General features: G+C 70.6%; 10 protein-coding genes, 1 rRNA gene and 1 pseudogene. 10 read left to right on the top strand and 2 right to left on the bottom strand.

The features are described 5' to 3' along the window. Positions 1–145: 145 nt before the first annotated feature. From rrf to IEY89_RS40265, 3 genes and pseudogenes are all read left to right on the top strand, one after another. A 5S ribosomal RNA gene (rrf, locus tag IEY89_RS35965) occupies positions 146–262 on the top strand. Positions 263–403: 141 nt separating this feature from the next. Next, positions 404–1462, top strand: a pseudogene (locus tag IEY89_RS40270) (hypothetical protein); the annotation flags it as partial. Between the two features lie 585 nt (positions 1463–2047). Further along, a complete protein-coding gene (locus IEY89_RS40265) occupies positions 2048–2863 on the top strand; it encodes a tetratricopeptide repeat protein (RefSeq protein ID WP_229695611.1) in 816 nt (271 codons plus the stop codon). A 57-nt stretch (positions 2864–2920) separates the two neighbouring features. On the opposite strand, the gene IEY89_RS35955 is transcribed toward IEY89_RS40265, so the two are convergent. Further along, positions 2921–4225, bottom strand: a complete 1305-nt coding sequence (locus IEY89_RS35955; RefSeq protein WP_189151743.1) for a DUF1015 domain-containing protein — start codon at positions 4223–4225, stop codon at positions 2921–2923. A 73-nt stretch (positions 4226–4298) separates the two neighbouring features. On the opposite strand from IEY89_RS35955, the gene IEY89_RS35950 reads away from it, so the two are divergent. The 4 genes from IEY89_RS35950 (at position 4299) to IEY89_RS35935 (ending at position 8401) form a co-directional block, all read left to right on the top strand. Continuing rightward, positions 4299–5333 (top strand): HAD hydrolase-like protein, encoded by a 1035-nt coding sequence (locus IEY89_RS35950; protein ID WP_189151742.1) that lies wholly within the window; start codon positions 4299–4301, stop codon positions 5331–5333. Positions 5334–5400: 67 nt separating this feature from the next. Beyond that, positions 5401–6444: a FecCD family ABC transporter permease gene (locus IEY89_RS35945; protein WP_189151741.1), complete on the top strand. Its 1044-nt coding sequence runs from the start codon at positions 5401–5403 to the stop codon at positions 6442–6444. Continuing rightward, complete coding sequence (locus IEY89_RS35940; protein WP_189151740.1) at positions 6441–7514, top strand: FecCD family ABC transporter permease; 1074 nt, start codon at positions 6441–6443, stop codon at positions 7512–7514. The genes IEY89_RS35945 and IEY89_RS35940 overlap by 4 nt, the downstream gene beginning before the upstream one ends. Before the next feature lie 29 nt (positions 7515–7543). After that, on the top strand, positions 7544–8401 hold the full coding sequence (locus IEY89_RS35935) for an ABC transporter ATP-binding protein (RefSeq protein WP_189151747.1): 858 nt from the start codon (positions 7544–7546) through the stop codon (positions 8399–8401). A 13-nt stretch (positions 8402–8414) separates the two neighbouring features. Here the strand turns inward: IEY89_RS35935 and IEY89_RS35930 are convergent, their stop codons facing one another. Beyond that, positions 8415–8762 (bottom strand): SCP2 sterol-binding domain-containing protein, encoded by a 348-nt coding sequence (locus tag IEY89_RS35930; protein ID WP_189151739.1) that lies wholly within the window; start codon positions 8760–8762, stop codon positions 8415–8417. Between the two features lie 42 nt (positions 8763–8804). On the opposite strand from IEY89_RS35930, the gene IEY89_RS35925 reads away from it, so the two are divergent. The 3 genes from IEY89_RS35925 to IEY89_RS35915 are packed head-to-tail and all read left to right on the top strand — an operon-like array spanning position 8805 to position 10850. Continuing rightward, positions 8805–9125, top strand: coding sequence for a hypothetical protein (locus IEY89_RS35925; protein WP_189151738.1), 321 nt, complete (start codon positions 8805–8807; stop codon positions 9123–9125). Between the two features lie 7 nt (positions 9126–9132). Beyond that, positions 9133–9948 (top strand): TlyA family RNA methyltransferase, encoded by an 816-nt coding sequence (locus IEY89_RS35920; protein ID WP_189151737.1) that lies wholly within the window; start codon positions 9133–9135, stop codon positions 9946–9948. Continuing rightward, positions 9945–10850 carry an NAD kinase gene (locus tag IEY89_RS35915; protein ID WP_189151736.1) on the top strand — a complete coding sequence of 302 codons (906 nt, stop codon included), beginning with the start codon at positions 9945–9947 and terminating at the stop codon, positions 10848–10850. Before IEY89_RS35920 ends, IEY89_RS35915 begins: the two co-directional genes overlap by 4 nt. The last annotated feature ends 136 nt before the right edge of the window (positions 10851–10986 follow it).

The following is a 10986-nucleotide window of genomic DNA, read 5'->3' as shown; positions in this document are numbered from 1 at the left end:
TGGAGGTGACTGGTACTAATAGGCCGAGGGCTTGTCCTCAGTTGCTCGCGTCCACTGTGTTAGTTCTGAGACAACGACCGTTGTCGGCTTTCGAGCTAGAACATCTAACTGAAGAGTGTGCTTGTTCGCTCGAAACCAATAGGGTTTCGGTGGTCATAGCGTAAGGGAAACGCCCGGTTACATTCCGAACCCGGAAGCTAAGCCTTTCAGCGCCGATGGTACTGCAGGGGGGACCCTGTGGGAGAGTAGGACGCCGCCGAACAATCTTTGGAGGACCCCTGGTCCCAGCGTTCACGCTGGGACCAGGGGTCCTTTTGTTTTTAACAAGCGCACTGCCCGGAGCGCGCCGGATAGACGGCTGCGCGAGAATGACTTGCGGTACCGAAGACAGGAGTCACCCATCATGTCCACCAACTCTCCCGACGAGCGCCCGGAGCGCGACCAGCGCCGCCGGGACAGTGGTGACCGCGGCGATCGCGGCGGGTACCGAGGGGCCCCGCGTCGTGACAACGACCGCCGCGACGACCGTGGTGCTTCCGACCGTGGCGGCCGACCGACGGGCGGTTATGGTCGCCGTGACGACCGGCCGGCGACCCCTCGTCGTGAAGACCGCGCTGATCGGCCCGCCGGTAGTGGTTTCCGCCGCGACGACAACCGCGGTGAGCGCGGCGGGCCCGTGCGCCGTGACGACCGGCGCGACGGAGACCGTGGGGGTCGTCCCGCTTTCCAGCGTGACAACAGTTCGGACCGGCCGGAGCGCTCGGACCGTCCGGCGGGACCTCGTCGTGACGACCGAGGGGACCGTCCCACTTTCCGTCGGGATGACAACCGCGGTGGTGGCGGTGACCGTGGCGGGTTTGTCCGTCGGGATGATGATCGTGGTGGGTTCCGTGGGCGGAGTGACGACCGTGGTGGTCGTCCTGCCGGGGGTGGCTTTGCCCGTCGGGACGAGCGTCAGGATGACCGTGGTGGTCGTCCGGCCGGTGGTGGTGGCGGGTTCCGTCGCGATGACAGCCGTGGCCGGGACGACAACCGTGGTGACCGTGGCGGGTTTGTCCGTCGGGATGATGATCGTGGTGGGTTCCGTGGGCGGAGTGACGACCGTGGTGGCCGTCCCTCTGGTGGTGGCTTTGCCCGTCGGGATGACCGTCAGGATGATCGTGGTGGTCGTCCGGCCGCCGGTGGTGGTTTCCGCCGCGACGACAACCGCGGTGACCGTGGCGGGTTTGTCCGTCGGGATGACGACCGTGGTGGGTTCCGTGGGCGGAGTGACGACCGCGGTGGCCGTCCCGCCGGCGGTGGCTTCCGTGGGCGGGACGACCGGTCGGCAGCCCCCCGTCGCGATGACCGACGAGATGACCGACGGGACGGAGAGCGTTCCGGCTTCCGTCGGGATGATGATCGTGGTGGGTTCCGTGGGCGGAGTGACGACCGTGGTGGTCGTCCTGCCGGGGGTGGCTTTGCCCGTCGGGATGACCGTCCGGATGACCGTGGTGGCCGTCCGGCCGGTGGTGGTGGCGGGTTCCGCCGCGACGACAGCCGTGGCCGGGACGACAACCGCGGTGACCGTGGCGGCTTTGTCCGTCGGGACGACGACCGCGGTGGCAGCCCCGCCGGAAGTGGCGGCGGGTTCCGTGGGCGTGATGACAACCGCGGGGACCGCGGTGGCTTCCGTCGTGATGACGACCGCCGTGAAGGCGGTGGTGACCGTGGTGGCTTCCGTCGGGACGACAGCCGTGGCCGCGACGACAACCGTGGTGATCGCGGTGGGTTTGTCCGTCGGGATGATGATCGTGGTGGGTTCCGTGGGCGGAGCGATGACCGTGGCGGTCGTCCTGCCGGCGGTGGCTTCCGTGGGCGTGACGACCGTGGAGGTCGGCCCTCAGGTGGCGGCGGTTACCGGGGACGGGACGACAGCCGGGGCGATGACCGGCGCGGTGGCGGGTTCCGTGACGAGCGTGACCGGGACCGGGAGCCGATCAAGCGGCTGCCGATCCACGAGGACGTCACGGGCGACGAGATCGACAAGGACGTACGCCAGGAGCTGATGAGCCTGCCCAAGGGGCTGGCGGAAGAGGTCTCCAAGAACCTGGTGATGGTCGCCCGGCTCATCGACGAGGACCCCGAGGGTGCCTATGGGTACTCCCGGGTGGCTCTGCGACTGGCTTCGCGTGTGGCCGCCGTACGAGAGGCGGCCGGGTTCGCCGCGTACGCGAACCAGAAGTACAGCGAGGCCCTGGCCGAGTTCCGTGCGGCTCGGCGGATGACCGGGAACGTCGAACTGTGGCCCGTCATGGCCGACTGCGAGCGTGGGCTCGGGCGGCCCGAGAAGGCGCTCGAGATGGCCGGGGCGCCCGAGGTGCACAAGCTGGACAAGGCAGGGCAGGTCGAGATGCGGCTCGTCGCGGCCGGCGCCCGGCGTGACATGGACCAGCTCGACGCGGCCATCGTGACCCTGCAGAGTCCTGAGCTGGCCTCCAACTCCGTACAGCCGTGGACCGCGCGCCTGCGGTACGCGTACGCCGACGCTCTGCTCGCCGCAGGGCGTGAGGACGAGGCACGGGAGTGGTTCGCCAAGGCCGTCGAGTCCGACAAGGACGGCAGCACGGACGCCTCCGACCGGCTCGCCGAGCTGGACGGCGTGGAGTTCGTGGACGCCTTCGACGAGAGCGAGGACGCGGACGAGGGCGAAGGCGACCTTGACGACAAGGGCGTCGAGCCCGTCGAGACGGTCGAGTTCCCTGAGGCCGAGTCTGTCGAAACCGTCGGGTCTGTCGAGGCTGCCGAGACGGTTGCAGCGGTTGAATCCGCCGATGACAGCGATGACAGTGCTTCGGGTGACGTCGAGGGCGGCAAGCGCTGACCTGCGGTAACTGGTGAAGGGCGGGATCCCGGTAAAGGGGTCCCGCCCTTTTGCGTTTCAGTGCGACAGGGTGCGCAGGACCAGGCCCGAGGCCGGCTTGGGGCCGAAGGATGTCGACTTGCGGGGCATCGTGACGCCCTGGCGGGCCAGGTCCCGTACGACCTCTTCGCGGACCGGGTGCATCAGGACGGCCGTACCGCCGTCCTGTTCCGCCTTCTCCACGGTGGCCGCCGTGTCGTGGATGTACGCGATGCGTGCCGGTGAGTCCTCGGGGATGTGCCAGATGTGGTCGAGGAGCGTGGCGTGCAGGACCGTCGCGTCCAGGGTGCGCCAGGCCTGCGGGCGGTCGGCAGGGATCGTACGGGCCAGGAGGGACGGGTCCGGGCGGTCCACGAGGTGGAAGTCGCCGTCGCCGGCCAGGAGGAAGGCGTTGCCCGCGGTGGCCGCCTCCGCGAGGGCGGTGAGGGCCTCGGGGAGCGGGGTCGCCAGGTGACGTACCCGGAAGTGGCCTTCCAGGGCCGCCAGGGCGTCGGAGACCGGGAGGCCGTGCAGGAGGCGGTGGATCGCGCGGACGCGCAGGGGATAGTGGGCGGTGTCCACGAGGAGTACCAGGCCGTGGTCCCAGGGGCTGGGGGACGGGTGCTCCGCGCGTAGACGCAGATACGTGGCCCAGCGGTGGTGGCCGTCGGCGATCAGGGCCTGGTGGTGTGTCAGGTCCGTCTGGATCCCGGCGAGTTCGGCGGGGTCGGTGATCGCCCAGAGGCGGTGGCCGAAACCGTCCTCCGTGGTCGTCGAGAGCAGCGGGGGGCGGTCGGCTGTGCGTTCGACCACCGCGCTCGTTGTGTACGGCGACGCGGTGGCGGAGTCGTCGCTCCGGTAGGTCAGGAGGAGGGGCTCCAGGTTCGCGTAGGTGGCGCGCATCAGGGCCGCCCGTTCCGCCACCACGTGCGGCATGACGTCCTCGTGCGGCAGGACGACGCCCTCCGACGGCTCCGACAGGCGCAGGGCGCCGATGACCCCGCGTTGGAGGTGGCCGGTCGTGTCGCGCTGTTCGTAGACGTACAGGGCGGGCTCGGCGTCGGCGGTCAGGATGCCCTCGGCGAGCCAGTCGTCCAGGGTGTCCGCCGCCTGCTCGTTACGGATGGACGGGGTGGCCGCCTGGGGGAGGATCAGCCGGACGATGTTGTGCGGGTCGGCGGATTCGAGGTGTATCAGCCCGTCCGGGCGCACGATCACGTCGTACGGCGGAGAGGTCACGGCGGCCAGGCTGCCGACCCGGTCGGGATCGTAGCGCAGGCCCCGGAAAGGGGTCAGTTGAAGGCCCATGCGAGCCGGTACGTCCGCGGGACCTGCAGTGTTCATTGGTGCATCGTAGGGCTGTCAGTGGCATGGGGGATGATCGGGGGAAAGCCGGTCGAACGAGGAGCGATGCGCAATGAGCCAGACCGTCAGGACGCGGCCCGAGGGCAGCGCGCGGGCCCTCAGCGAGGCGTACGACACGGCGCTGCTCGACCTCGACGGGGTGGTGTACGCGGGGGGCAACGCGATCGTGCACGCCGTGGAGTCGCTCGGTGTCGCGCGGGACGGCGGAATGCGGCTCGCCTATGTCACCAACAACGCGTTGCGGACGCCGGACGCCGTGGCCGCGCACCTCACCGAGCTGGGCATAGCGACGGAGGGCTCGGACGTCATCACCTCGGCGCAGGCGGTGGCCCGGCTGATCGCCGACCAGGTGCCGGCGGGGGCGCGTGTGCTGGTGATCGGTGGTGAGGGGCTGCGGGTCGCGCTGCGCGAGCGCGGGCTGGAGCCCGTCGAGTCGGCCGAGGACGAGCCGTTGGCGGTCGTGCAGGGGTACGGCGGGCCCGAGTTGCCCTGGGGGCGGTTCGCGGAGGCGTGCTACGCCATCGCGCGCGGGGTGCCCTGGTTCGCGTCCAACACCGACCTGACGATTCCCGGCGCACGCGGGATCGCGCCGGGCAACGGGGCGGCGGTGGAGGTCGTGCGCATCGCGACCGGGGCCGAACCCCAGGTGGCGGGCAAGCCGTTGCCGCCGATGCACCGGGAGACGGTGCTGCGGACCGGGGCGGAGCGGCCACTGGTCGTCGGGGACCGGCTGGACACGGACATCGAGGGCGCGTTCAACGGGGAGGTCGACTCGCTGCTGGTGCTGACCGGAGTGGCCGACGGCGCGCAGTTGCTGGCCGCGCCGCCGCAGCACCGGCCCACCTATGTCGACGCCGACCTCAGGGGGCTCCTGGCCGGGCAGCCTGAGGTGACGGAGACGGACGCCGGCGGCGGTTTCCGGTGCGGGGGTTGGACAGCTACCGCGGGGGAGGAGCGGCTGGAGCTGACGGGGGACGGAGAGGCGCTCGACGGGCTTCGCGCGCTGTGCGCGGCGGCCTGGACGGCGGCGGGGGACGGCGTATGCGGGTTGGACGGGGGGAAGGCCCTGGCGCGGCTGGGGTTGTAGTACCGCGCTCGGGGGCGCTCCCTGGGCAGGCACAGGCAGGTTGGGGAGGGTAGGCTAACCTAACCTCGTGTTTGTCGACAGCCCTCCTGAGCCGCGCGCGGAGACCGCCCCCGCGCCCCCGAAGCGTCAGGCGATACGAGCGGTCGGGCTCCTCGTCTCCCTGGGGATCCTGCTTCTCGTCGCCCTGGCGAGCATCGCGATCGGTGCGAAAGAGCTGTCCCTGGAGCAGGTCTGGCACGGGCTGTTCCAGGACTCGGGGACCTACGGGGACGTCGTCGTAGGCGAGCGCGTCTCGCGCACCCTCCTCGGGCTGCTCGCCGGTGCCGCGCTCGGGCTGTCCGGCGCCGTTCTCCAGGCGCTGACCCGTAATCCGCTGGCCGATCCCGGGCTGCTCGGCATCAACGCGGGTGCGTCGGCGGCTGTCGTCACCGCCATCACCTTCTTCGGCGTCACCTCGCTGGGCGGCTATGTGTGGTTCGCCTTCCTCGGGGCCGCCGCGGTCGGAGCGCTGGTCTGGTTCCTCGGCGGCAGCCGTGGTGCGACGCCGGTGCGGCTCGCCCTCGCGGGCACCGCGATCAGCGCCGCGCTCTACGGCTATCTCCAGGCCGTGATGATCACTGACGACGCCGCGCTCAGCAGGATGCGCTTCTGGACGGTCGGCTCGCTGGCCTCGGCCACCGACGACACCGTCACGCAGGTCCTGCCGTTCATTGTGGCCGGCACGGTCCTCGCGCTGCTGCTCGCCCGGCCGCTCAACGCCGTGGCGATGGGCGACGACACCGCCCGCGCCCTCGGCGCCGACCTGAAGCGCACCCGCGCGCTGTCCATGGCCGCCGCGACCGTGCTGTGCGGGGCCGCGACCGCCGCCTGCGGCCCGATCGTCTTCGTCGGGCTGATGGTCCCGCACGTCGTACGGTCCTTCACCGGGCCCGACCTGCGCTGGATCCTGCCGTATGCGACCGTCCTGTCGCCGGTGCTGCTGCTCGGCGCCGATGTCATCGGGCGGATCGTGGCCAGGCCCGCCGAACTCCAGGTCGGTATCGTCACGGCGGTCATCGGCGGCCCGGTCTTCATCTTTCTCGTACGACGGCGGAGGACGGCGCAGCTGTGAAGAGCAACCTTGTCCGGTCCGCCCCTGGATCGAGCCGCGTGGCCCGTTTCGTACGGGCGCCGGGTGGCCTCTCCCTCCGGCTGGAGGTGCGCGCGCTGGTGGTCGTCGTGGCGCTGCTGCTGACCGTGCTCACCGCGAGCGTGGTGCTGATCGGTACCGGTGACTTCCCGATCCCGGTCGGGGACGTCCTCAAAACCCTGCTCGGCGACGGGAACGCGGGCCAGGAGTTCATCGTCAACGAGCTGCGGCTGCCCCGGGTGCTGGTCGGGCTGCTGGTCGGGGCCTCGCTCGGGCTGGGCGGCGCGCTGTTCCAGTCCATCTCCCGCAATCCGCTGGGCAGTCCGGACGTACTCGGCCTCAGTCAGGGCTCGACGGCCGGCGCGCTGGTCATGATCGTGCTGTTCTCCGGGAGCGCCGCCCAGGTCACCGCCGGGGCGCTGGTGGGCGGGCTGGTGACCGGGCTCGCCATCTATCTGCTGGCCTGGAAGCAGGGCGTGCACGGGTACCGGCTGGTGCTCGTCGGTATCGGGGTCTCGGCGGTCGTCACGGCGGTCAACGGTTACCTGATCACCAAGGCGGACCTCGTCGACGCGACCCGCGCGGTCGTATGGATGACCGGTTCCCTCAACGGGCGGGACTGGGACCAGGTCTGGCCGCTGCTGTGGCTGTGCGCGATCCTCGTACCCGTGGTGCTCGCGAACGCGCGCGGGCTGCGGATGACGGAGATGGGCGACGACGTGTCGTACGCCCTCGGGGTGCGCGTCGAGCGCGTACGGCTGGTGCTGATGCTGGCCGCCGTGCTGCTCACCGCGGCTGCCACGGCCGCCGCCGGGCCAGTGGGTTTCGTCGCGCTGACCGCGCCGCAGCTCGCCCGGCGGCTGACCCGCTCGCCGGGCCCCAACCTGGTGCCGTCCATGTGCATGGGCGCCACCCTGCTGATCGTCGCCGACTGGGCCTCGCAGCGGCTCTTCGGCGCCGATCAGTTGCCCGTGGGTGTGGTGACCGGGGTGCTCGGCGGGGTGTATCTGCTGTGGCTGCTGGTCACCGAGCGGAAGGCGGGCCGGATATGAGTGGCCCGGCGAACGAGACCGAGCCGGTCATGAGCGGCTCCGTGAACGAGAACGTCGAGAAGGGCACCAACACCGTGAACCGCCTGTCCGCCGAGAGCGTGACCCTCGCCTACGACCAGCGTGTGATCGCCGAGCAGTTGTCGGTGGAGATCCCCGACAACTCCTTCACGGTCATCGTCGGCCCGAACGCCTGCGGCAAGTCCACGCTGCTGCGGGCCCTGTCGCGGATGCTGAAGCCGAGCGAGGGCCGGGTGCTGCTCGACGGGCAGGTCATCCAGTCGATGCCCGCGAAGAAGGTCGCGCGGACGCTCGGTCTGCTGCCGCAGTCGTCGATCGCGCCCGACGGGATCACCGTCGCCGACCTGGTGGGCCGGGGTCGCTACCCGCACCAGGGCCTCCTGCGCCAGTGGTCCCACGACGACGAGCGGATCGTGCGGGAGTCCATGGAGTCGACCGGCGTCGCCGAACTCGCCGAGCGCTACGTCGACGAACTGTCCGGCGGCCAGCGGCAGCGCGTGTGGATCGCGATGGCGCTCGCCCAGCAGACACCGCTGCTGCTGCTCGACGAGCCGACGACCTATCTCGACATCCAGCACCAGATCGACGTCCTCGACCTCTGCGCCGAGCTGCACGAGGAACAGGGGCGGACCCTGGTCGCCGTCCTGCACGACCTGAACCACGCGGCCCGGTACGCCACGCACCTCATCGCGCTGCGCGACGGCTCGGTCGTCGCCGAGGGCGCGCCGGGCGACATCGTCACGGCCGGGCTGGTCGAGGAGGTGTTCGGGCTGCGCTGCCAGGTCATCGACGATCCGGAGACGGGGACGCCGCTGGTGGTCCCGGCCGCGCGCAAGGCCCGGACGAAGGTCGCCGCAGAAGCTTCCTGAGTCCTGAGGGCGGTCAGAGGAGCTTTCTGAGGCGGAACAGGTCCCGCAGGCCCGCCTCCAGCTTCACCCGGCCCGAGCTCCACGCCTTCGCGAAGTTCAGCTCGCCGGCGACCATCGCCACCAGGTCGTCGCCGGACATGGCGAGCCGGATCTCGGCCTTCTCCGGGGGCGGGCCCTGGAGGGTTTCCTGGACCTCGATACGGCCGCCTCGCAGCCGTCCCACGAAGGTGATGTCCAGATCGGTGATACGGCAGCTCAGCGAGCGGTCCAGGGCCGCCGCCTCGCGTACGTCCCCGCTCGCGCCCGCCATGTTGTCCGAGAGCTTGTCGAGTGCGCTGCGGCACTCCTCTGTCGTCGCCATCGCGCACGACGGTACCTCAGCCGTTCGCGGTAGCGTCAGGGCATGAACGACTCAGTGCCCCTGGCCGAGGGCCCGGAGGAGACACCGGTTCCGGGTCCGGCTCCGGACGGGGTTCCGGCGGAGGCAGGCGAATCCGAGGCGGAACCCGGCGCCCCGGCCCCGCTGGACGTCCCCCGCGCCCCCACGGGCAACGCCGACGTCGACGCCCTGCTCGACCGGCTCGACGACGCCGACCACCTCGCCACCGACGGACACGTCCAGGTGTACGAGGATGTACACCGGGGGCTGCGCGACACGCTCACCGCGCTCGACGCCCGCCCGGGACCTCCGGCGCCCCCATCGACGTACGAACCCAGGAGCTGAACCGAACGTGGCAGGAGTGGCACGCCGCCGCCTTGACGCCGAGCTGGTGCGGCGGAAACTCGCCCGCTCGCGCGAACACGCGAGCCAGCTGATCGCCGCCGGGCGAGTCACCGTCGGCAGGACCGTCGCGACCAAGCCCGCCACCCAGGTGGAGACCGCCGCCGCGATCGTCGTCGTGGCCGACGACAACGACCCCGAGTACGTCTCCCGGGGCGGCCACAAGCTCGCGGGTGCCCTGGAGGTCTTCGTACCGCAGGGGCTGAAGGTCGGCGGACGGCGGGCGCTGGACGCCGGCGCGTCCACCGGCGGGTTCACCGACGTACTGCTGCGCGCGGGTGCCGCACACGTGGTCGCCGTCGACGTGGGGTACGGACAACTCGCCTGGTCTCTCCAAAGCGATGAACGCGTCACCGTCAAGGACCGTACGAACGTACGCGAGTTGACGCTCGAAGCGATCGATGGGGAACCAGTGGATCTTGTCGTGGGGGATCTGTCCTTCATCCCGCTCGGTCTCGTGCTGCCCGCCCTTGCGCGGTGCGCGGCACCCGATGCCGACCTGGTGATGATGGTCAAGCCACAGTTCGAGGTGGGGAAGGAACGGCTGGGCAGTGGAGGAGTCGTACGCAGTCCCGAACTGCGTGCCGAGGCGGTACGCGGAGTCGCCACCCGCGCCGGGCAGTTGGGGCTGGGTGTGCAGGGCGTGACCGCCAGCCCGCTGCCCGGGCCTTCGGGTAACGTCGAGTACTTTCTGTGGCTGCGGGCCGGCGCACCCGAACTCAACCCGGCCGACGTTGACCGTGCAGTGGCGGAGGGGCCTCGTTGACTCAGACCCGAGATCGTACTGTTTTCCTGCTTGCCCACACCGGACGGCCGGCCGCGATCAGAAGCGCCGAGCTCGTGGTCCAGGGGCTGGTGCGCTCCGGACTCGGGGTGCGGGTGCTCGCGGCGGAGGCGGCCAACCTGCCGCTGCCGCCGGAGGTGGAGCTGATCGAGGAGGCCACGGCGCAGTGCCTCGACGGGTGCGAGCTGCTCATCGTGCTGGGCGGCGACGGGACGCTGCTGCGTGGCGCCGAGTTCGCCCGGGCGTCCGGGGTGCCGATGCTCGGCGTCAACCTCGGTAGTGTCGGCTTCCTCGCCGAGGCCGAGCGCGACGACCTCGACAAGGTTGTCGACCGGGTGGTGACGAAGTCGTACGAGGTCGAGGAACGGATGACCATCGACGTCGTCGTGCACCAGAACGGGAACATCGTGCACACCGACTGGGCGCTGAACGAGGCGGCCGTGCAGAAGGTGTCCGCGGAGAAGTTGCTGGAGGTCGTGCTGGAGATCGACGGGCGGCCGGTGACCGGGTTCGGGTGTGACGGGATCTGTCTGTCCACGCCTACCGGGTCGACCGCCTACGCCTTCTCGGCCGGTGGGCCGGTGGTGTGGCCCGAGGTGGAGGCGCTGCTGATGGTGCCGATCAGTGCGCACGCCCTGTTCGCGAAGCCGTTGGTGACGTCGCCGGATTCCGTGCTGGCTGTGGAGGTTCTGCCTCATATTCCGCCGGGTGTGTTGTGGTGTGACGGGCGGCGGACTGTGGAGTTGCCTCCGGGGGCGCGGGTGGAGGTTCGGCGGGGGGCTGTGCCTGTGAGGTTGGCTCGGCTGCATCATGCTTCGTTCACCGATCGGCTTGTGGCGAAGTTCGCGTTGCCGGTGTCCGGGTGGCGGGGAGCGCCTCACTAGCGCTCTGTAGGGGGTGGTGGGGATCTGTGCGCGTGTGCAGGTTCGCTGTGGCTTGTCGCGCAGTTCCCCGCGCCCCTGAGTCGGGCCACTCCCCTGGGTGACAAGTGAGGTGGATCTCCTTTCGTTACCTGCGGGT

Origin of the sequence: Streptomyces lacrimifluminis (assembly GCF_014646095.1) — a bacterium.
Lineage (GTDB): Bacteria > Actinomycetota > Actinomycetes > Streptomycetales > Streptomycetaceae > Streptomyces > Streptomyces lacrimifluminis.
This window is presented reverse-complemented; position numbering and strand designations above follow the sequence as displayed.